The sequence below is a fragment of the Streptomyces sp. BYX5S genome, from assembly GCF_054724165.1.
In genome coordinates, this window is record NZ_CM138829.1 from 2,224,643 (window position 1) to 2,244,286 (window position 19,644).

At 72.7% G+C, this 19,644-nt stretch carries 18 protein-coding genes; 10 read left to right on the forward strand and 8 right to left on the reverse strand.

The genetic code is table 11. The annotated features are described in order from the left end of the window. The first annotated feature begins 186 nt into the window (after nt 1-186). On the forward strand, nt 187-1,926 hold the full coding sequence (locus tag ACYBSK_RS10090) for an amidohydrolase (protein ID WP_457476548.1): 1,740 nt from the start codon (nt 187-189) through the stop codon (nt 1,924-1,926). Nucleotides 1,927-1,944: 18 nt separating this feature from the next. On the opposite strand, the gene ACYBSK_RS10095 is transcribed toward ACYBSK_RS10090, so the two are convergent. Both ACYBSK_RS10095 and ACYBSK_RS10100 read right to left on the reverse strand, forming a co-directional pair. Next, complete coding sequence (locus ACYBSK_RS10095; protein WP_460245837.1) at nt 1,945-2,730, reverse strand: ABC transporter permease; 786 nt, start codon at nt 2,728-2,730, stop codon at nt 1,945-1,947. Continuing rightward, nucleotides 2,727-3,707, reverse strand: a complete 981-nt coding sequence (locus tag ACYBSK_RS10100) for an ATP-binding cassette domain-containing protein (RefSeq protein ID WP_460245838.1) — start codon at nt 3,705-3,707, stop codon at nt 2,727-2,729. Before ACYBSK_RS10100 ends, ACYBSK_RS10095 begins: the two co-directional genes overlap by 4 nt. A 63-nt stretch (nt 3,708-3,770) precedes the next feature. Here ACYBSK_RS10100 and ACYBSK_RS10105 point away from each other — a divergent pair, with 63 nt between their 5' ends. Continuing rightward, entirely contained in the window at nt 3,771-4,481 is a 711-nt protein-coding gene (locus ACYBSK_RS10105; RefSeq protein ID WP_460245839.1) for a TetR/AcrR family transcriptional regulator, read from the forward strand. 25 nt (nt 4,482-4,506) lie between these two features. Here the strand turns inward: ACYBSK_RS10105 and ACYBSK_RS10110 are convergent, their stop codons facing one another. From ACYBSK_RS10110 to hmgA, 3 genes are all read right to left on the reverse strand, one after another. After that, complete coding sequence (locus tag ACYBSK_RS10110) at nt 4,507-5,724, reverse strand: type ISP restriction/modification enzyme (RefSeq protein WP_460245840.1); 1,218 nt, start codon at nt 5,722-5,724, stop codon at nt 4,507-4,509. Between the two features lie 477 nt (nt 5,725-6,201). Next, on the reverse strand, nt 6,202-6,951 hold the full coding sequence (locus tag ACYBSK_RS10115) for a GntR family transcriptional regulator (protein ID WP_460245841.1): 750 nt from the start codon (nt 6,949-6,951) through the stop codon (nt 6,202-6,204). A gap of 61 nt (nt 6,952-7,012) precedes the next feature. Then, on the reverse strand, nt 7,013-8,335 hold the full coding sequence (gene hmgA / locus ACYBSK_RS10120; RefSeq protein WP_460245842.1) for a homogentisate 1,2-dioxygenase: 1,323 nt from the start codon (nt 8,333-8,335) through the stop codon (nt 7,013-7,015). Nucleotides 8,336-8,492: 157 nt separating this feature from the next. On the opposite strand from hmgA, the gene ACYBSK_RS10125 reads away from it, so the two are divergent. The 7 genes from ACYBSK_RS10125 (at nt 8,493) to ACYBSK_RS10155 (ending at nt 15,628) form a co-directional block, all read left to right on the forward strand. After that, nucleotides 8,493-8,981 (forward strand): hypothetical protein, encoded by a 489-nt coding sequence (locus ACYBSK_RS10125; protein ID WP_460245843.1) that lies wholly within the window; start codon nt 8,493-8,495, stop codon nt 8,979-8,981. A gap of 10 nt (nt 8,982-8,991) precedes the next feature. Further along, nucleotides 8,992-9,636, forward strand: a complete 645-nt coding sequence (locus ACYBSK_RS10130) for a TetR family transcriptional regulator (RefSeq protein ID WP_460245844.1) — start codon at nt 8,992-8,994, stop codon at nt 9,634-9,636. 133 nt (nt 9,637-9,769) lie between these two features. Next, the gene (locus ACYBSK_RS10135; RefSeq protein ID WP_457476557.1) at nt 9,770-11,176 is read left to right on the forward strand and encodes a CitMHS family transporter; all 1,407 of its coding nucleotides are present in this window, start codon (nt 9,770-9,772) and stop codon (nt 11,174-11,176) included. Between the two features lie 21 nt (nt 11,177-11,197). After that, on the forward strand, nt 11,198-12,430 hold the full coding sequence (locus ACYBSK_RS10140; protein WP_460245845.1) for an MFS transporter: 1,233 nt from the start codon (nt 11,198-11,200) through the stop codon (nt 12,428-12,430). A gap of 77 nt (nt 12,431-12,507) precedes the next feature. Continuing rightward, complete coding sequence (locus tag ACYBSK_RS10145; protein ID WP_460245846.1) at nt 12,508-13,896, forward strand: aldehyde dehydrogenase family protein; 1,389 nt, start codon at nt 12,508-12,510, stop codon at nt 13,894-13,896. Between the two features lie 50 nt (nt 13,897-13,946). Next, a complete protein-coding gene (locus tag ACYBSK_RS10150) occupies nt 13,947-15,029 on the forward strand; it encodes a Zn-dependent alcohol dehydrogenase (RefSeq protein ID WP_460245847.1) in 1,083 nt (360 codons plus the stop codon). Nucleotides 15,030-15,145: 116 nt separating this feature from the next. After that, nucleotides 15,146-15,628: a VOC family protein gene (locus ACYBSK_RS10155; RefSeq protein WP_460245848.1), complete on the forward strand. Its 483-nt coding sequence runs from the start codon at nt 15,146-15,148 to the stop codon at nt 15,626-15,628. A gap of 259 nt (nt 15,629-15,887) precedes the next feature. Here ACYBSK_RS10155 and ACYBSK_RS10160 read toward each other — a convergent pair whose 3' ends face one another. The 3 genes from ACYBSK_RS10160 to ACYBSK_RS10170 form a co-directional block, all read right to left on the reverse strand. Next, nucleotides 15,888-16,886: an urea transporter gene (locus ACYBSK_RS10160; protein WP_460245849.1), complete on the reverse strand. Its 999-nt coding sequence runs from the start codon at nt 16,884-16,886 to the stop codon at nt 15,888-15,890. 101 nt (nt 16,887-16,987) lie between these two features. Beyond that, nucleotides 16,988-17,704, reverse strand: coding sequence for an ArsR/SmtB family transcription factor (locus tag ACYBSK_RS10165; RefSeq protein ID WP_457476563.1), 717 nt, complete (start codon nt 17,702-17,704; stop codon nt 16,988-16,990). A gap of 43 nt (nt 17,705-17,747) precedes the next feature. After that, on the reverse strand, nt 17,748-18,398 hold the full coding sequence (locus tag ACYBSK_RS10170) for a TetR/AcrR family transcriptional regulator (protein ID WP_460245850.1): 651 nt from the start codon (nt 18,396-18,398) through the stop codon (nt 17,748-17,750). 80 nt (nt 18,399-18,478) lie between these two features. Between ACYBSK_RS10170 and ACYBSK_RS10175 the strand changes: the two genes are divergently transcribed. Next, the gene (locus ACYBSK_RS10175) at nt 18,479-19,630 is read left to right on the forward strand and encodes an acyl-CoA dehydrogenase family protein (protein ID WP_460245851.1); all 1,152 of its coding nucleotides are present in this window, start codon (nt 18,479-18,481) and stop codon (nt 19,628-19,630) included. The last annotated feature ends 14 nt before the right edge of the window (nt 19,631-19,644 follow it).

Below are 19,644 nucleotides of genomic sequence, written 5' to 3' on the forward strand. Positions count from 1 at the left end.
CCCACGGCATGCGGCGGACGCTCCGGCACGGAGGGCGATGCGGGCCTTTGTCGTGCCCCCGTCTGCGAACGTCTCGTAACGCCCTTGTCACGCACGGATGTTGACGGGGCAACCTCCAGGGGTCAGTGTGGCGCGTGATCATCGTTGCCCGTTACAGCTACACCCACCTCACCCCCGGAGGTACGCGTGTGTGACCTGCACGACCACCACGAGCACGAGATGCCCCAGCTCGCGTCCGGACCGCAGATCAGCAGACGCCGGATCATGCAGATGCTCGGCGCGGCCGGAGTGACCACGGCCGCGATGACGGCCCAGGCCGACCCGGCGATGGCCGCCGCGGCGGACGAGGTGCCCGCCGACGGCGCCGCATACAAAGCCCCCGAAGGTCTCGCGAAGGACAGCGCGGCCAAGTCCTCGGCCCTGGACTGGATCGGCGCCAACAGCTCCCGCATCACGGGCCTGAACGAGGAGATCTGGGAGCACGCCGAGCTCTCGCTGCGCGAGTGGAACTCCTCGCTCGCCGAGGCCGGTTTCCTCGAACGGGCCGGATTCGACGTGAAGTTCGGCACGGCCGGCTTCCCGACCGCGTTCACCGCGACCTACACGTACGGCAGCGGTGGCCCGGCCCTCGGCTTCAGCGGCGAGTACGACGCGCTGCCCGGCCTCTCCCAGCACAAGGGCGTCGGCCACCACGACCCCCGCGAGTACGTCCACGACCCCTTCGCCCCGGGCTACGGGCCGGGCCACGGCTGCGGACACAGCGCGCTCGGCACGGCGGCCGCCGCCGCAGCCGCCGCGGTCGCCCAGGCCGCGAAGAAGCACAAGCTGCCCGTCACCGTGAAGTTCTTCGGCTCCACCGCCGAGGAGACCCTGATCGGCAAGACGTACGCGGTGAGCAAGGGCGTGTACGAGGGGCTCGACGCCTTCCTCGACTGGCACCCCTCCACCGCCAACGCCACCGGCTGGGGCACCACCAACGCCATGACCGCCGTGACCTTCACGTTCCTCGGCGTGGCCGGACACGGCGGCACCCCGCTCGGCAACAAGTCGGCGCTCGACGCCGCCGTGATGATGGCGACGATGTCGGAGTTCCTGCGCGAGGAGAACATGGCGCCGAGCGCCCGGCTCCACTGGGTGATCAACAATGGCGGCGACATCCCGAACGTCACTCCGGAGATCGCCGAGATCAGTTACTACGTGCGCGAGGGCAGCACCGCCCGCGTCCAGGTGCTGCTCGACAAGGTCATCGCCATCTCCGAGGCCGCCGCCAAGGCCTCGCAGACGAAGGTCCAGCACCGCATCACCTCGGCCTGCTGGAACCAGCTGCCGTCCAAGTCCTTCGCGGAACTGCTCCACGACAACATGCGGCGGATCGGCCCGCCGAAATTCTCCGACGAGGCCCACGAGCTGGCCAAGGACCTCCAGAAGTCCCTCGGCCTTCCCGAGTCCGGCATGCACGACGAGGTCGCCGAACTCAAGCCGCCGGACCCGGTGTTCCTCGGGGGCGGCTCCACCGACGTCGCGGACATCAGCTGGAACGTGCCGACGGTGTCGATGGGCTCCGCGCTCGCGCCGATCGGCACGAAGATGCACACCTGGTCCACGGCCGCCTGCGCCGCCGCGGCGCCCGGCCAGGCCGCGGTGCTGGCCGCCGCCAAGTACCTCGCCGCCACGGCGGTCGACCTGATCACCCAGCCGGAGCGGCTGAAGGCGATCAAGGACGAGTTCGAGGAGCGCACGAAGGACGTCGAGTGGAAGACGGCGATCCCCGAGGGCTATGAGCCGCCCATGTACGAGCCGCCGGCCTGGTTCCTGAAGAAGACCGGGCAGAAGTGGCCGCCGAACAACATCACGTGGCCGCCGAAGCGGATCGTGTCCCAGGAGAAGTTCTCCTCGCTCGGTCCGGCGCTCGCACCGCAGAAGTAGCCGTCGCGCACGGCCCGTTCACCGTCCGCCGCGCGCGTAGCGGCGGACGGCGAGCGGCACGCACACCGCGAGCAGCACCGCGCACCACACCAGCGAGCCCGCCACCGGATGCGTCACCGGCCAGGCCGCGCCGTGCGGCACCGGCGCGTTGCCGAACAGGTCGCGCACGGCCGTGGCGACGGCGCTGATCGGGTTCCACTCGGCGACCGTGCGCACCCAGCCCGGCATCCCGTCGGTGGGGATGTACGCGTTGGACAGCAGCGGCAGCATGAACGTGGCGCTGCCCAGCTGGCCCGCCGCCTCCTCGCTCTGCGAGGCGAGCCCCAGCAGGATGCCGACCCAGGTCGTCGCGAACCGGAAGAGCAGCAGCAGCCCGAACGCGCCGAGCGCGCCCGGCAGTCCGCCCTCGATCCGCCACCCCATCGCGAGCCCCACGAGCACCAGCGGCACGAGCCCGGCCGCCGTCGTCAGCAGATCGGCGACCGCCTGCCCGAGCGGCACCGCGGCCCGGCTCATCGGCAGCGTACGGAAGCGGTCCATCACGCCCCGGTGCGCGTCCTGGGCGGCGCCGAACATGCCCGTCATGATGCCGCCCGCCGCCGTCGCGACGAGCATGCCCGGCACCAGGAAGGCCCGGTAGTCGCTGCCGGGCATGGCGAGCGCGGAGCCGAAGACGTAGCCGAAGAACAGCAGGAACACGATCGGCATCGTCTGCGTCAGGATCAGGATCGCCGGGGCGTGCCGGACGCGCTGGAGGTGGCGGCCGAGCATGGCCGTGCCGTCGTACAGGATCGCGGTGCTCATGCGGCGGCCTCCTGGGGCGCGGTGGAACCGGTGGCGGTGAGGCGCAGGAACACCTCGTCGAGGGTGGGCGGGCGCAGTGTCGCGTCGAGCAACGGGACACCGGAGGCGTCGAGTTCGCGGACCACGCGGGGGAGCGTGACCGCCGGGTCGAGGACGACCGCGCCGACGGTGCGGCGCTCGGCGTCCACGTGGGGCCGGGCGCCGGTGAGCTGGTCGAGGACGACGGCGGCGGCGTGCAGCGCCCGCTCGCCCGCGTCCCGCGCCACGACGACCTCCGCGTAGTGGCCGATCTGCGCCTTGAGGGCGGCGGGCGTGCCCGTGTGGGCGGCGCGGCCCTCGTCGATCAGCACGATGTCGTCGGCGAGCTGGTCGGCCTCCTCCAGGTACTGCGTGGTCAGCACGACGGTCGTGCCCTCGCGGGACAGCTCGCGCACGGCCTCCCAGATGCCGTTCCTGCTGTGCGGGTCGAGGCCTGTCGTCGGCTCGTCGAGGAAGAGCACGGCGGGCCGGGTGATGAGGCTCGCCGCCAGGTCGAGGCGGCGGCGCATGCCTCCGGAGTACGTACGGGCCGGCCGGTCGGCGGCGTCCGTCAGCTCGAAGCGCTCGATCAGCTCGTCGGCGCGGGAACGGGCGCGCGGCGCGCGCAGCAGGCGCGCGAACAGGCGCAGGTTCTCCCGTCCCGTGAGATCGCCGTCGACCGAGGCGTACTGGCCGGTGACGCCGATGCGGCGGCGGACGGACCCCGGGTCGGCGGTGAGGTCGTGCCCCGCGACACGCGCGGTGCCGGCGTCGGGCCTGAGCAGCGTCGTGAGCAGCCGGACGGCGGTCGTCTTGCCCGCGCCGTTGGGCCCGAGCAGACCGCAGACCGTGCCCTCGCGGACCGCGAGATCCAGTCCGCGTACGGCGTGCACGGCCTTCGGTCCGCTGCCGAAGCGCTTCTCCAGACCCTCACTAAGTACAGCGTACGTAGAAGTCATGGCCCCACCGTAGCGCACTACGTACGGTGTACGTAACTAGGATGGTGCGCGAGGTGATGATCAATGGCGGGCCGAGCGGCCGAACCCGAAGTGATCTGGGCGCGCCCCGAGCGCGCCGGGCGGGGGCCCAGGCCCGCGCACAGCAGGGCCGACATCGCGGCGACGGCGGTCCGCGTCGCCGACGCCGAGGGCATCGACGCGGTGTCCATGCGGAAGATCGCCGGTGAGCTGGGCATGGGCACGATGTCGCTGTACAACTACGTGCCGCGCAAGGAGGACCTGTACGAGCTGATGGTCGACGCCGTCAGCGCCGAGTACGCGTTCCCGGAGCCGAGCGGCGACTGGCGCGCGGATCTGATGGGGCTCGCCCGGCAGGCGCGGACGCTGATGCACCGCCACCCGTGGCTGCCCCGCCTGATGTCGCCGGTCTACGGCTTCAGCCCGAACGCGCTCCGGTACCTGGAGTACTGCCTGGCCTGCCTCGACCCGCTCGACCTGCCCTTTGGCACGAAGATGGAGCTGATCGCGGCGGTGACGAGCGTGGTCACGACGTACGTCGCCAACGAGATCGCGACCGCCGAGCGCACCCGCTCCCTGCCGTGGTCCGCCGAACAGGAACAGGCCGTCCGGATCGCCTACTTGGGCGGGCAGCTGGCCTCGGGCCGCTACCCGCGGCTCGCGGCGTCGTTCGCCGAGGACGCGGGGCCCATCGACCTGGAGGCGGTGTTCGAGCGGGCGCTGCGGCGGACGCTGGAGGGGTTCGCGGCGGTGTGAGCCGGGTGGCGGGGGGCGGGCCGTGTCACAGGATCGCGAACTGGCCGCCCGGCCCCTCCTCCTGGTGGTCCAGGACCGACGCCGGGCGGCGGGCCGCGTCCGGCACCGGCAGGACGCGGGCCCGTTCCAGGTCCCGCGCGGTCAGCGGGTCGGCGAGGGCCGCCTCGCGGACCTCGTCCTGGAGCGGGCCGAGGTCGGCCAGCAGGGTCAGCACCGTGACCAGTTCCAGGAGCTGGGACGTCCACGCCTGCGGCCAGGTGCTCGGGCGCACGGCCGCCAGCGTGCCGGGTTCCGCGGGCGCGGTGCGGCGCGCGAACCACTGCTCCAGGACCCCGACGCCGCTCACGTGGAAGTCCCAGGCCGCCGCCGGGACCGGGGAGATGCGGCCGTCGCCGATGAGGAGGGCCTCCTCCTCGCGGTCGTAGAGGATTGCCGTGGGGCGGTCCGGCAGCGGGGCCCGCACGTAGGGGCGGCGGCCGCCGGGCAGTCTGGGGCGCTCGCCGTCCGCGCCGCGCCGCTCCAGCCACAGGACGCGGCGCCCCAGTTCGACGCCGCGCGCCCAGACGTCGGCGTCGTCCGGCAGCGGCACGAGGACGTCGGGGGAGCCGGCGCGGGTGCCCACCGCGAGGATCCACGCGAACAGGTCGGCGGCCGGCACCTCCGTGTCGTACAGGCCGGAGAGGTGCGTGAGCAGGCCAGGCGCCACGTTCGGCTCGGCGCCGCCGGGGCGGCGGTACAGCGGGCGGATGCGGCCGGGGCGGCCCGCGGGGGAGCGGCCCTCGGGGAGGACGGCCGACGCGAGGAGGGCGGGGCCGGTGGCGCCGGACACGTACCCCTGCTCGACGAGGAACAGTTGCCGCGCGTCCGCGACCCGCCACAGTTCCGGCCGCGCCGCGTCCAGCAGCCGCTGGTCCGGGATGAGCCACTGCTCGTCGAACGGGCCGTGCAGCAGGGGCACGGGGGGCGGGCAGGGGCCGGTGGCGTGGGCGAGGGGCTCCGTGCCGGTGGGCTGGCCGGGGAGTTGGGCGGTGGCGGTGTGCAGGGTGCGGGTGCGGGAGGGTTCGAGGAGGGTGGTGCGGGTGGGTTCGTCGGCGCGCATGAGGGTGTCCCAGCGGGACTTCAGGGTTGCGGCGTCCGGGGCGATGGGCCAGGGGCGGCCCGGGCGGAGGGGGGCGGTGGACCACGGCATCAGGTCCATGAGGCGCGCCGCGCCACCGAGCGGGTCGTTCGTCACGCCCGGCATGCTACGGCCCTCCGTTTCCGCGCCGGTCACGACGGGTTCCGGCCCCGGGGCTCTGCCCCGAACCCCGCGCCTCAAACGCCGGCGAGGCTGTAACTCTCTCTCCCTCGCCGCCGATCGAGCAGGCTTCTCAAGCCCCCGCGGCGATTGAGCAGACGGCTCCCGTGCCCAACGCCTCGGGGCTCCGCCCCGAACCCCGCGCCTCAAACGCCGGCGGGGCTGAAACCCTGGAGCCCCTGCGGCGATTGAGCAGGCGGCTCCCGTGCCCGACGCCTCGGGGCTCCGCCCCGGCCCCCGCGCCTCAAACGCCGGCGAGGCTTGAATTGCCTCCTTCGCCGCCGATCGAGTAGGCGCACCTCAAGCCCCTGCGGCGATTGAGCAGGCCTTTCGAGCCTCTGCGGCGATCGAGCAGGCTCTTCAAGCCCTTAGCCCCTGCGGCGATTGAGCAGCGGGGTTCGGGGCGGAGCCCCGGGGGTGGGGTCAGTCGGCGTCGAGGGTCATCGTGAAGGAGAAGCGGTCGCCGCGGTAGTGGATGACCGCGACGTCGAGGACGCGGCCGTCCTCGTCGTACGTGACCCCCGTGTAGTGCAGGATCGGACTGAGCAACGGCACCTCCAGCAACCTCGCCGTCTCCGGATCCGCCAACCTCGCCTGCACCGAGTCCGTGATGCGGCTGATGCGGACGCCGACCACGTCCCGCAGCACCTTCGTCATCGGCCACCGCTCCAGATCCGCGAGGTCGACCCGCGCCCCCAGGTCCGGCCGGAGGTAGTTGCGGGCGTGGTTCGTCGGCTCGCCGGTCTTCTCGTCGGAGCGCAACCGGTGGTACGCGGGAACGGCCGACACCCCCGGAAAGTGCTCGGCGAAGGCCACCGGCACCGGCACCGTGCCGTGGTCGAGCAGCCGCGTCGTCATGCCGGACTGCTGCGCCACGATCGCGTCGACCGAACCCAACAGCCGGACCGGGGAGCCCTGTTGGGCATCCGGCTCGATGAAGGTCCCGCGCCGCCGGTGCCGCGTGATGAGCCCTTCGTCCTCCAGTTCCTTCAGCGCCTGACGCATGGTGAGGACCGAGACCCCGTAGTGGCCCGCGAGCTGCTCCTCGGTGGGCAGGCGCAACGGGTCCTGCGGCGACCTCCCGAGTATCGAGGCGCGCAGGGACTGCGACACCTGATACCAGAGCGGCAATTTGCGGTTCAGGACGATCGAGTCCGGGGCGAATGGCGTCACGGGTTATCCGTACCGGTCGTGGGGGCGGTGGTGCAATGCGGCGTCCGCCGGGGGCCTGCGGCTAGCCGCGGAAATGGCGCTCCAGGCCGCGCCACACGTCGTCGTACCCGCGCTGAAGATGCCCGGCCGTCGCGGCCTGCGGGGCCAGGGTGACGGGCCAGCGCGTCTCGAACATGAAGGCCAGTCCGTCGTCCACCTTCTGCGGCTTCAGCTCGGCGGCGCTCGCCCTGTCGAACGTCTCCCGGTCGGGCCCGTGCGCCGACATCATGTTGTGCAGCGAGCCGCCGCCCGGCACGAAGCCTCCCTTCCCGGCGGTCTTCGCGTCGTACGCGCCCTCGATGAGCCCCATGTACTCGCTCATCACGTTCCGGTGGAAGTACGGCGGCCGGAACGTGTCCTCGCCCACCAGCCAGCGCGGCGCGAAGACGACGAAGTCCACACCCGCGAGGCCGGGCGTGTCCGTGGGTGACGTCAGCACCGTGAAGATCGACGGGTCCGGGTGGTCGTACGAGATCGAGCCGATGACGTTGAAGCGGCGCAGATCGTACACGTACGGGACGTGGTTGCCGTGCCAGGCGACGACGTCGAGCGGGGAGTGGTCGTAGTGGGCCGTCCAGAGGTTGCCGCAGAACTTGTTCACCACCTCGACCGGCCCGTCGGTGTCCTCGTACGCGGCGACCGGCGCCCTGAAGTCCCGCGCGTTCGCCAGGCCGTTGGCGCCGATCGGGCCGAGGTCGGGGAGGCGGAAGGGCGCGCCGTAGTTCTCGCACACGTACCCGCGGGCCGACTCGTCGAGCAGCTCCACGCGGAAGCGGACACCGCGCGGGATCAGCGCGACCTCGCCCGGCGCGGCGGCGAGCAGCCCGAACTCGGTGCGCAGCAGCAGCCCGCCGCGCTCGGGCACGATCAGCAGCTCGCCGTCGGAGTCGCTGAACACCCGCCCCGTCATGGGGGAGTTGGCGTGGTAGAGGTGCACGGCCATACCGCCGCGCTGCGTCGCGTCCCCGTTGCCGCCCAGCGTCCACAGGCCCGCCAGCCAGTCCGTGCCGGGCGCCGGCTCGGGCAGCGGGTCCCAGCGGCGGCGGTTGGGGTCGGGGACGGTCTCGGCGAACGGGGCCGTGCGCACCGACCCGTTGTCGACCCGGGTGAACTCCGGATGCGCCGCCGACGGGCGGATCCGGTACAGCCACGAGCGGCGGTTGTGCGCCCGCGGCTCGGTGAACGCGGCGCCGCTGAGCTGCTCCGCGTACAGGCCGAGCGGCGCGCGCTGCGGTGAGTTGCGCCCCTCGGGCAGGGCGCCCGGCACGGCCTCGGAACTGTGCTCGTTGCCGAAACCGGACAGATAGCCCAGCGCCGCCGCGGTCTTGCGTACGTCCCCGCTCATCATCGCTCCCTCGTCAATGATTCCTATGGTTCACCGTAGGATTCGGGGGAGGGCGGCGCAAGACACCGTTCCGTCCGCCGGACGGCCGACGCGCGGCCCGCGACCGTCCTCCCCGCGGGGGATCCGCGGACGCCGACGGTCCTCTACCGTCCGTCCCATGCCCACAGTCCTGCCGCCGCGCGCGGTCGCCGCGACCCTGCTGACCTGCGCGCTTCTCGCGGGCGTCGGCGGCTGCGGCGACCCGGACAGCGGGCCGCGGCGGGTCGGCGAGGTCCTGGACCGCACCGACGGCGAAGGGCACCACCTGCGCCGGATACCCGAGAAGGGCGCGCCGGAGATCGGCCTGATCGTGAAGCCGCGCAGCGGCCCCGGAGGCGGCTGGGACGTACGGATCCAGGTGCGCCGCTTCCGCCTCAGCCCCGCGGGCACCCCGGCCCGCGCCGTCCACGGCCGCGGCTACGCGCAGCTCTACCTCGACGGCCGCCGTCTGGCCCGCCTGCGCACCGTCGACCACCACCTGCCCGGCGCCGCGCTGCGCCGCGGCACCCACCAGCTCACCGCCCGCCTGTACGCCGACGACCACACGGTGTGGGCGGTCGCTGAAGACCCGGTGGAGGCGACGGCCGACGTGACCGCCTCCCCGTAGGCTGACCCGCATGGACCGCCCAACGTCCCTGCGCCGCACGCCCGTTCAGCGACGCAGCGCCGAACGCCTGACCAGGATCCTCGACGCCTGCGCCGAACTCCTCGACGAGACGGGCTACGACGAGCTGAGCACCCGCGCCGTAGCGCAGCGCGCCGAGGTCCCCATCGGCTCGGTCTACCGCTTCTTCGGCAACAAGAGGGCGCTGGTCGACGCGCTGGCCGACCGGAACCTGGAACGGTACGTGCGGCGGGTCACGGCCCGGCTCTCGGCCGTCCCCACCGGCGACTGGCGGGCCGCGATGGACGCCGTCCTCGACGAGTACCTCGCGATGAAACGCACGGCGCCGGGCTTCTCCCTGGTCGACTTCGGCACCCAGCTCCCGGTGGGCGCACCGGACTCCGACCCCAACCACCGCGTCGCCGACACCCTCACGGACCTCCTCGCCCCGCACCTCGACCGCGCCCCCGACGCGGCCCTGCGCCGCACGTTCCTGGTGGCGGTGGAGTCCGCCGACGCGCTGGTGCGCCTCGCGTTCCGCGTCGACCCGGTGCGGGGGGACGCGGCGATCATCGCGGAGGTGCGGGAGCTGCTGCGGGCGTATCTGGCGCGGGTGCTGGACCGGCCGGCCCCCTCCGTCCCCGTCACACCGCCGTGACCTGGAGTTCTGCGCTTATTGCTCACGCGTCAACATCTTGTTAACGCGGGTTCGGCCCACCTAGCGTCTCGCTGGCTGCCTCCCCCCACGGCGGCTGTTCGAAGGCGAACGTAGACGTGAGAGGGCCCTCCCCATGCTGACCATCCTCGGATTCGGGATGATCGCCACCTTCCTGGTGCTGATCATGATGAAGAAGGTGTCGCCCATCGCGGCGCTCGTGCTCATACCGGCGCTGTTCTGCGTCCTGGTGGGCAAGGGCGCGCACCTCGGCGACTACGTCCTCGACGGCGTGGGCGATCTCGCGCCGACCGCCGCCATGCTGATGTTCGCCATCGTCTACTTCGGCGTGATGATCGACGTCGGCCTCTTCGACCCGATCGTGCGCGGCATCCTGAAGTTCGCGAAGGCCGACCCCGTCCGGATCGTCGTCGGCACCGCCGTGCTCGCCGCGATCGTCTCGCTCGACGGCGACGGCTCCACCACCTTCATGATCACCGTCTCGGCGATGTACCCGCTGTACAAGCGCCTGAAGATGAGCCTCGTCGTGATGACCGGTGTCGCCGCGACCGCCAACGGCGTGATGAACACGCTGCCCTGGGGCGGCCCGACCGCCCGCGCGGCCACCGCGCTCAAGGTGGACGCCAGCGACATCTTCGTACCGATGATCCCGGCGCTCGCCGTCGGCCTGCTCTTCGTGTTCGCCCTCTCGTACGTCCTCGGGCGCCGCGAGCGCAAGCGGCTCGGCTACCTGTCCCTGGACGAGGAGCTCAAGGTCACCGAGACCGCCGACGAGAAGGTGCTCGTCGGGGCCGGGAGCGGCGGCAAGGGCACCTCCGGTGCCGGCGTCGGTGGCGGCTCCGCGGCCGCGCCCTCGTACGAGAACGAGGACGGCGAGACCTTCTCCGGGCTCGACCCGAACCGGGCCACCCTGCGGCCGAAGCTCTACTGGTTCAACGCGCTGCTCACGGTCGCCCTGCTGACCGCCATGATCATGGAACTGCTGCCGATCCCGGTGCTGTTCATGCTCGGCGCCGCGCTCGCCCTCTCGGTCAACTACCCGAACATGACCGACCAGAAGGCCCGGATCGGCGCGCACGCCGAGAACGTCCTCAACGTCGCGGGCATGGTCTTCGCCGCGGCCGTCTTCACCGGCGTGCTCCAGGGCACCGGCATGGTCGACCACATGGCCGAGTGGGTCGTCGGCGGGATCCCCGACTGGATGGGCCCGCACATGGCGCTCGTCACGGGCGTGCTGTCCATCCCGTTCACGTATTTCATGTCCAACGACGGCTTCTACTTCGGCATCCTGCCGGTGCTCGCCGAGGCCGGGAACGCGCACGGCGTCTCGACCCTGGAGATCGCCCGCGCCTCGCTCGCCGGTCAGCCGCTGCACATGTCGAGCCCCCTGGTCCCGGCGGTGTACGTGCTCGTGGGCATGGCTAAGGTCGAGTTCGGCGACCACACCAAGTTCACCGTGAAATGGGCGGCGTTGACCGCGCTGGTCGTCCTCGGCGCCGGTCTGCTGTTCGGAATTGTGTGACCCGATGAATCACGTGACCTCATGAGCCGTGCCTGGCTGCTCCGCCTCGTCATCGCCTTCAGCTTCGCGCAGGGGGCGGTGTCGATGGCGCGGCCCGCGGTCTCCTACCGGGCCCTCGCGCTCGGCGCCGACGAGCGTGCCGTCGGCGTCATCGCGGGGGTCTACGCGCTGCTCCCGCTGTTCGCCGCCGTGCCGCTCGGCCGCCGCACGGACCACGGGCGGTGCGCGCCGCTGCTCCCCGTCGGCGTCGTGCTCATCGCGGGCGGCTGCGCGCTGAGCGGTCTCGCGAACTCCCTGGTCGCGATGGCCGCTTGGAGCGGTGTCATGGGCCTCGGGCACCTCTGCTTCGTGATCGGCGCCCAGTCGATCGTGGCCCGGCAGTCCGCGCCCGCCGAACAGGACCGCAACTTCGGCCACTTCACCATCGGCGCCTCCCTCGGCCAGCTCGTCGGGCCGATCGCCGCCGGCTTCCTCATCGACGGCCACGACATGGCGGGCACCAGCGCGCTCGCGCTGCTCGTCGCGGCGGGCGTCTGCGCGATGGCCGTGACCTCGCTGTGGCGCATCGAGTCCCGTCGTACGGGGGAGGGGGCGCGGGCCAAGCAGGGCGCCAAGGTCCCCGTGCACCGCATCCTGCGCACCCGTGGCGTGCCCGGCGGCATCTTCATCAGCCTCGCCGTCCTGTCGGCCACCGACATCCTCACCGCGTATCTGCCGGTCGTCGGCGAGCACCGGGGCATCGCGCCGTCCGTGGTCGGCGTGCTGCTCAGCCTGCGCGCGGGCGCCACGGTCGCCTGCCGCCTGGTCATGACCCCGCTCATCAACTGGCTCGGCAGGACCGCCCTGATCGCCACCACGTGCCTGCTGGCGGCGGTGCTGTGCGCGGGCATCGCGCTGCCCGCGCCGGTGTGGGCGCTCGGCGTGATGCTGGTCGTCCTCGGCTTCTGCCTCGGCGTGGGCCAGCCGCTGTCCATGAGCACGGTCGTGCAGGCCGCCCCCACCGAGGCGCGCTCCACCGCGCTCGCCCTCCGGCTGACCGGGAACCGGCTCGGGCAGGTCGCGGCGCCCGCCTCGGCGGGCCTGATCGCGGGGGTGGCGGGGACGGCGGCGCCCTTCGTGATGCTGGGCGGGCTGCTGTTCGTGGCCGCCGGGCTCGGCCTCCGGGGCGGCGCCAGGAAGGGCGGGGACACCGGGAAGGAGCGGGCACGGGTGCCGGGGACCCGGCAACGCGACAAAGATCACCAGCGGCACTGAGGAGGCACCCCCTGGACCCCGGAAACTAGCGGCGCTAGTTTGGGGCGCCAGGACGTATCTGCGGCTGAGGGAGTGCCATGAAGGCCCACGACGGGATGTACATCGGCGGCGCCTGGCGCGCGGCCGCCGGCGGCGACACCATCGCGGTCGTCGACCCGACGGACGAGCAGGTCATCGGCCACGTCCCCGCGGGCACCGCCGAGGACGTGGACGCGGCGGTGCGCGCCGCCCGCGCCGCGTTCCCGGCCTGGGCCGCCACCCCGCCCGTCGAGCGGGCGAAGCGCATCGGGGCGCTGCGGGACGTGCTCGCGGCCCGCAAGGACGAGATCGCCGAGACCGTCACCGCCGAGCTGGGCTCGCCCCTGCCGTTCTCGCAGATGGTGCACGCGGGCGTACCGCTCCTGGTCGCGGGCTCGTACGCCGAACTCGCCGCCACCCACCCCTTCGAGGAGAAGGTCGGCAACTCCACGGTCCACTCCGAGCCGGTCGGTGTCGTCGGCGCCATCACGCCCTGGAACTACCCGCTGCACCAGATCGTCGCGAAGGTCGCCCCCGCCCTCGCCGCGGGCTGCACCGTCGTCCTCAAGCCCGCCGAGGACACCCCGCTCACCGCCCAGCTGTTCGCGGAGGCGGTCGACGAGGCGGGCCTCCCGGCCGGTGTCTTCAACCTGGTCACCGGCCTCGGCCCGGTCGCCGGACAGGCGCTCGCCGAGCACGCCGACGTCGACCTCGTCTCCTTCACCGGCTCCACGGCGGTCGGCCGCCGCATCGGCGCCACCGCGGGCGCGGCCGTCAAGCGCGTCGCCCTGGAACTGGGCGGCAAGTCCGCGAACGTCATCCTCCCCTCCGCCGACCTCGCCAAGGCCGTCAACGTGGGCGTCGCCAACGTCATGGGCAACTCCGGCCAGACGTGCAGCGCCTGGACCCGCATGTTGGTCCACACGTCCCAGTACGACGAGGCCGTGGAGCTGGCCGCCGCTGCCGCCGCCAAGTACGGCGACCGCATCGGCCCGCTCGTCAACGCCAAGCAGCAGGCGCGCGTGCGCGGCTACATCGACAAGGGCGTGGAGGAGGGCGCGCGCCTCGTCGCAGGCGGCACCGAAACCCCGCACGACAAGGGCTACTTCGTGGCGCCCACCGTCTTCGCCGACGTCACGCCCACCATGACGATCGCCCAGGAGGAGATCTTCGGCCCGGTCCTGTCGATCCTGCGCTACGAGGACGAGGAGGACGCCCTGCGCATCGCCAACGGCACCGTGTACGGGCTCGCGGGCGCGGTCTGGGCGGGCACCGAGGAGGAGGCGGTCGCCTTCGCACGGCGCCTGGACACCGGCCAGGTCGACATCAACGGCGGGCGCTTCAACCCGCTCGCCCCGTTCGGCGGTTACAAGCAGTCGGGCGTCGGGCGCGAGCTGGGGGCGCACGGCCTGGCCGAGTACCTCCAGACGAAGTCCCTCCAGTTCTGAAGCCTCCGCAGTTCTGAAGCCCCCGCAGTTCTAGGAAAGTTGGCACTTTCATGGTCCGCGCCGCTGTACTGCCCGCCGTCGGCTCCCCGCTGGAGATCGCCGACATCGACCTGCCCGAGCCCGGCCCCGGCCAGGTCCGCGTCGAGCTCGCCGCCGCCGGGGTCTGCCACTCCGACCTGTCCCTGACCAACGGCACGATGCGGGTCCCCGTCCCCGCGGTCCTCGGCCACGAGGGCGCCGGCACCGTCGTCTCCGTCGGCGAGGGCGTCACGCACGTGGCCCCCGGCGACGGCGTCGTCCTCAACTGGGCGCCCTCCTGCGGCAATTGCCATGCCTGCGCGCTCGGCGAGGTGTGGCTGTGCGCCAACGCCCTCGCGGGTGCGGGCAACATCCACGCCAAGCGCGCCTCCGACGGCACCGACCTGCACCCCGGCCTGAACGTCGCCGCGTTCGCCGAGGAGACGGTCGTCGCCGCGAACTGCGTCCTGCCGGCCCCGGACGGCGTCCCGCTCACCGACGCGGCGCTGCTCGGCTGCGCGGTGCTCACCGGGTACGGCGCGGTGCACCACTCGGCGCGCGTGCGCGAGGGGGAGACGGTCGCGGTGTACGGCGTCGGCGGCGTCGGCCTCGCCACGCTCCAGGCCGCGCGCATCGCGGGCGCCTCGAAGATCATCGCGGTCGACGTGTCCCCGGAGAAGGAGGCGCTGGCGCGCGCCGCGGGCGCCACGGACTACGTGGTCGCGTCGGAGAACACGGCCCGCGAGATCCGCGGCCTGACCGGCAAGCAGGGCGTCGACGTGGCGGTGGAGTGCGTGGGCCGCGCGGTGACGATCCGTACGGCCTGGGAGTCCACGCGCCGCGGCGGCCGCACCACGGTCGTCGGCATCGGCGGCAAGGACCAGCAGGTCACCTTCAACGCCCTGGAGATCTTCCACTGGGGCCGCACCCTGTCCGGCTGCGTCTACGGCAACGCCAACCCCGCCGAGGACCTCCCCGTCCTCGCCGACCACATCCGCGCGGGCCGCTTCGACCTGAGCGCGCTGGTGACCGAGCGGATCGCCCTGGACGGGATCCCGGCGGCGTTCGACAACATGGTGGCGGGCAAGGGAGGCCGCGCACTCGTCGTGTTCTAGGAATTCCCCGCCGATGGGGGTTCCCCGCGATGAGTTCCCGCCTGGCGGCCGGTCTGAAGAAGGAGAAGCCTGAAACAGACCGGCACCGTGCCGGACCGGGACCCAGGAGGCACCCCATGCCCGCCACCACCCAGAAGATCCGCCCCTGTCTGTGGTTCGACGGCAAGGCCGAGGAGGCCGTCGACTTCTACCTGTCGCTGTTCCCCGACTCCGATTCCAAGATCCTGGAGGTCTCGCGCTGGGGCGAGGACGGTCCCGGCGAGCCCGGCTCCGTCCTCACCATCGAGTTCCGTCTCGCGGGTACGGAGTACCAGGCGCTGAACGGGGGCGCCGAGTTCACGTTCAACGAGGCGGTCTCCTTCTCCGTCGACTGCGCCGACCAGGCGGAGGTGGACCGGCTCTGGGAGCGCATCACCGCGGACGGCGGGGAGCCGGGGCCGTGCGGCTGGTGCAAGGACCGGTTCGGGCTCTCCTGGCAGATCGTGCCGCGGCGGCTCGTCGAGCTGCTCGCCGACCCGGACAAGGAGCGGGCGGGGCGGGTGATGGCGGCGATGATGAAGATGCACAAACTGGACGTCGCCACCCTCGAATCCGCCTAACCCTCCGGGATCGGCCGACCCCGGTTCCGGCCCGTTCCATTCTCTGGGCGCTCGGGCCCTTTAGCCCCTGCGGCGCTCGGGCCCGCAAGCCTTTGTGGCGTGTGGGCCCTTGAGCCCCTGCGGTGGTCGAGCAATTTCAGCCCCTGCGGCGTTTGAGCAGCGGGGTCCGGGGCGGAGCCCCGCGGCGTCGGCCACGGAGCCGCCTGCTCAATCGCCGCAGGGGCTCAAAGGATTGGGGCTCCGCCCCATACCCTGCTGCTCAATCGCCGCAGGGGCTTGGTGGGGTCAGCCGAGGGAACGACCTCGCCGCGACGAGGAAGAGCAGCGTCGTCACGACGAACGGCCACGTGAACATGTGGCCGCCCACCGGCGCCGCCACCGCCCCGATCGCCGGCGCACAGACGGTCGCCGCCACCGCCCCCGCAACCGCGTACCAGACCGTCCGCCACCCACCCGCAAGAAACACCCCGCACAGCGCGAGCGCGACCAGCACCGCGTTGTACGCCGCCGTACCGTCCGCCAGCTGCGCCGCCGGCTCCCCGAGCGCCCACGCGGTCGCCATCCCCGCCGCGTTCCCGAGGCACGCCACCCCCGCCACCCGCGCCCCGGCCACCACGAGCCCCGCGAGCACCAGCGCCCCCGCGTACCACTGAGGCATCAGGAAGATCTGGCCGAATCCGGCGAGGAATCCCCGCACCGCGTCCTCGAACCCCAGCCCCGTCCGCTCCCCGGACGCCGCCCGCGGAAACGCCGCGATGCCACCCCCGCCGGTCCACACCCGCGCGAACCCGGGCGCGGCCATCGTGATCACGCTCGCCACGAGGCAGAACGGCAGGGTCAGCGCGGGCAGCCCCCGCGCCCCGAGGGCCCGCCCCGCCGCGGCGGTCGCCACGGTCGCCGCCGCGCACCCGAGCAGCGCGACGAGGACGGACGACAGCCGGTCGGGGTTCAGGAACACCGCGCAAGCGACGCCCACGAGGCAGGAGTTGAACCCCTCCATGCCGAGCGCGAGCCGCTCCTTGTCCACGCCGAGCAGCGCAGCGACCACCGTTCCGACGGCCGCGCCCCCGATCCCGTAGAGCCCGTACTCCCACCCGGCGGTGAACAGCGCGGCGGCGAACAGGGCGCCCGTGAGGGCGCGCGGCAGGAAGGTCACCTGACCGATCCCGCGCAGCACGCGCAGCGCGAACTGTCTACAGTCGGTCGCCCAACTCTGCCCGATTTCCTGGTGAATCGCGGCATCCGCCGTCTGCGCCATGCGCCGCTCCCGTGTTACGAGGATGTTTCCCGGTCCGGCGGATGTACGTTACAGCTACTTCCTGGGAGGACGGCGCTCGGGGGCGGGATCGCGCCACGCCCTCACGGCGCCAACGTCACGCCCAACTCCACCCGTAGCGCCCGCTCCCCGTCCCCGGTCACCCGCACCGCCCGCTCGGACCCGACCCGCTCGACCCACCCCGCCGCGAACGCGTGCGCGCACAGCGCGGCGCCCGCCCGCCCGGCCAGGTGCAGGCGGCGCTCCGTCCAGTCGAGGCAGCCGCGCGCGAGCGGGCGGCGTGCACCGGGCTCCAGCGGCGTCCCGAGCCCGCGGAACCAGCCGAACCCGGCGTCGGTGAGCGCGAAGGCCGAGGCATCGGCGCCCGAGGTCAGCAGTCCCCGCTCGACCATCGCGTCGGTGACCGCGATCCCGAGCCGGCCCGCGAGGTGGTCGTAGCAGGTCCGGCCGCGGGCCATCGCGGTCCGCGCCGACGCCGCCCGCAGCGTGGGCGGCCGCTCCCCGCCGTCCGGCACGGCGTACCCGGCGAGGCCCTCCAGGAGCTGCGCCACCCGTGCGTCGGCGAGCCGCAGATACCGGTGCCGCCCCTGGCGCTCCTCGGCGAGCAGCCCACCCGCGACGAGCTTGCCGAGATGTTCGCTGGCGGTCGACGCCGCGACCCCCGCGTGCCGCGCCAGCTCGCCCGCGGTCCAGGCCCGTCCGTCGAGCAGGGCGAGCAGGCAGGCGGCCCGCGTCTCGTCGGCGATCAGCGAGGCGAGCGCGGCGACGCGCGGAGCGCCGGGTTCCTTCGAAGCGGCCATGCGTCCAGCATGCCCCCGGCACGGTTCGGCGTCCGCCGAAGCGTCAGCGCGTGCCCGCCGTCACCTGCGCGTACTGCACGGCGAGCCCGTCGAGCAGCGCCGCGAGGCCGGTCTCGAAGGCCCGGTCGTCCACCTCGTCCTGCCGCTCGGCGAGCAGGTGCGCCTGCCCGAGGTGCGGATAGTCGGCCGGGTCGTACGCCGCCTCGTCGTCGGGGAAGCCGCCCGCGAACGAGCCGAGCGCGGAGCCCGTCACGAAGTACCGCATGAGCGCGCCGATGGACGTGGCCTGCGGCGGCGGCCACCCGGCGTCGACCATCGCGCCGAACACGGCGTCGGCGAGCCGCAGACCCGCCGGGCGGTGCCCGGGGCCCCGCGCGAGCACCGGGACGATGTTCGGGTGCGCGCGCAGCGCCGCCCGGTAGGAGACGGCCCAGTCGTGCAGCGCGGTGCGCCAGTCCCGGCCGTCGTCGGCGTCGAACATCGACAGGTCGACCCGCGCGCTCACCGAGTCGGCGACCGCCTCCAGGATCTGGTCCTTCGTGCGGAAGTGGTTGTAGAGCGAGGGCCCGCTCACCCCGAGCTCGGCGGCGAGCCGCCGCGTCGAGACGGCCGCCAGGCCCTCGGTGTCTACGAGGATGCGGGCCGCGTCGACGATGCGATCTCTGCTCAGGAGGGGCTTGCGCGGTCGGGCCATGCGGCACATAGTAGGGCTGCAAGCCAAAAACTAGCAGTGCTAATTAACTGCTTGACGATTCGATTCACGCGGGAGTGGCCATGAACCTGGAGCTGAGCGAGGAGCAGGAGGCGGTGCGCCGGCTCGCCAAGGACTTCGTGGACCGCGAGCTCGCGCCCAACGTGGTGGCGTGGGACCGGGCCGAGGAAGTCGACAAGGGCATCGTCAAGAAGCTCGGCGAGGTCGGCTTCCTGGGGCTGACGATCGACGAGGAGTACGGCGGCTCGGGCGGCGATCACCTCTCGTACGTGCTGGTCACGGAGGAGCTGGGGCGTGGCGACTCGTCGGTGCGCGGCATCGTCTCCGTCTCCCTCGGCCTGGTCACGAAGCCGATCCAGCAGTGGGCGAACGAGGAGCAGAAGCGGCACTGGATCCCGAAGCTGACGGCGGGCGAGGCCCTCGGCTGCTTCGGCCTCACCGAGCCCGGCCACGGCTCGAACCCGGCCGACCTCCAGACCCGCGCGGTGCGCGACGGCGACGACTACGTGATCAACGGCACCAAGGTCTTCATCACCAACGGCACCTGGGCCGACGTCGTCCTCCTCTTCGCCCGCACCAACGACACCCCCGGCCACAAGGGCATCTCCGCCTTCCTGGTGCCCACCGACACCCCCGGTCTGACCCGCAACACCATCCACGGCAAGCTCGGCCTGCGCGGCCAGGCCACCGCCGAACTGGTCCTGGAGGACGTCCGCGTACCGGCCTCCGCGATGATGGGCCCGGAGGGCAAGGGCTTCTCCATCGCCATGTCCGCGCTCGCCAAGGGCCGGATGTCGGTCGCCGCCGGATGCGTGGGCATAGCCCAGGCCGCCCTCGACGCGGCCGTCGGATACGCGGGCGAGCGCGAGCAGTTCGGCAAGCCCATCGCCTCGTACCAGCTGGTGCAGGAGCTGATCTCGGACATCTCCGTCGACGTGGACGCGGCCCGCCTGCTGACCTGGCGCGTCGCCGACCTCATCGACCGCGGCGAGGACTTCGCGACGGCGGCCTCCAAGGCGAAGCTGTTCGCCTCCGAGGCGGCGGTGCGCGCGGCGAACAACTCCCTCCAGGTCTTCGGCGGTTACGGCTACATCGACGAGTACCCCGTCGGCAAGCTGCTCCGCGACGCCCGCGTCATGACCCTCTACGAGGGCACCAGCCAGATCCAGAAGCTCATCATCGGCCGCGCGCTGACGGGCGTCTCGGCGTTCTGAGTACGTACCTGAGT

Excerpts from the sequence above, each read along its gene's own strand:
- ACYBSK_RS10095 (WP_460245837.1), bottom strand. The coding sequence starts at position 2,730 with ATGAGCACCGCGATCCTGTACGACGGCACGGCCATGCTCGGCCGCCAC.
- ACYBSK_RS10100 (WP_460245838.1), bottom strand. The coding sequence starts at position 3,707 with ATGACTTCTACGTACGCTGTACTTAGTGAGGGTCTGGAGAAGCGCTTC.
- ACYBSK_RS10105 (WP_460245839.1), top strand. The coding sequence starts at position 3,771 with ATGGCGGGCCGAGCGGCCGAACCCGAAGTGATCTGGGCGCGCCCCGAG.
- ACYBSK_RS10110 (WP_460245840.1), bottom strand. The coding sequence starts at position 5,724 with ATGCCGGGCGTGACGAACGACCCGCTCGGTGGCGCGGCGCGCCTCATG.
- hmgA (WP_460245842.1), bottom strand. The coding sequence starts at position 8,335 with ATGAGCGGGGACGTACGCAAGACCGCGGCGGCGCTGGGCTATCTGTCC.
- ACYBSK_RS10125 (WP_460245843.1), top strand. The coding sequence starts at position 8,493 with ATGCCCACAGTCCTGCCGCCGCGCGCGGTCGCCGCGACCCTGCTGACC.
- ACYBSK_RS10130 (WP_460245844.1), top strand. The coding sequence starts at position 8,992 with ATGGACCGCCCAACGTCCCTGCGCCGCACGCCCGTTCAGCGACGCAGC.
- ACYBSK_RS10135 (WP_457476557.1), top strand. The coding sequence starts at position 9,770 with ATGCTGACCATCCTCGGATTCGGGATGATCGCCACCTTCCTGGTGCTG.
- ACYBSK_RS10140 (WP_460245845.1), top strand. The coding sequence starts at position 11,198 with ATGAGCCGTGCCTGGCTGCTCCGCCTCGTCATCGCCTTCAGCTTCGCG.
- ACYBSK_RS10145 (WP_460245846.1), top strand. The coding sequence starts at position 12,508 with ATGAAGGCCCACGACGGGATGTACATCGGCGGCGCCTGGCGCGCGGCC.
- ACYBSK_RS10150 (WP_460245847.1), top strand. The coding sequence starts at position 13,947 with ATGGTCCGCGCCGCTGTACTGCCCGCCGTCGGCTCCCCGCTGGAGATC.
- ACYBSK_RS10155 (WP_460245848.1), top strand. The coding sequence starts at position 15,146 with ATGCCCGCCACCACCCAGAAGATCCGCCCCTGTCTGTGGTTCGACGGC.
- ACYBSK_RS10160 (WP_460245849.1), bottom strand. The coding sequence starts at position 16,886 with ATGGCGCAGACGGCGGATGCCGCGATTCACCAGGAAATCGGGCAGAGT.
- ACYBSK_RS10165 (WP_457476563.1), bottom strand. The coding sequence starts at position 17,704 with ATGGCCGCTTCGAAGGAACCCGGCGCTCCGCGCGTCGCCGCGCTCGCC.
- ACYBSK_RS10170 (WP_460245850.1), bottom strand. The coding sequence starts at position 18,398 with ATGGCCCGACCGCGCAAGCCCCTCCTGAGCAGAGATCGCATCGTCGAC.
- ACYBSK_RS10175 (WP_460245851.1), top strand. The coding sequence starts at position 18,479 with ATGAACCTGGAGCTGAGCGAGGAGCAGGAGGCGGTGCGCCGGCTCGCC.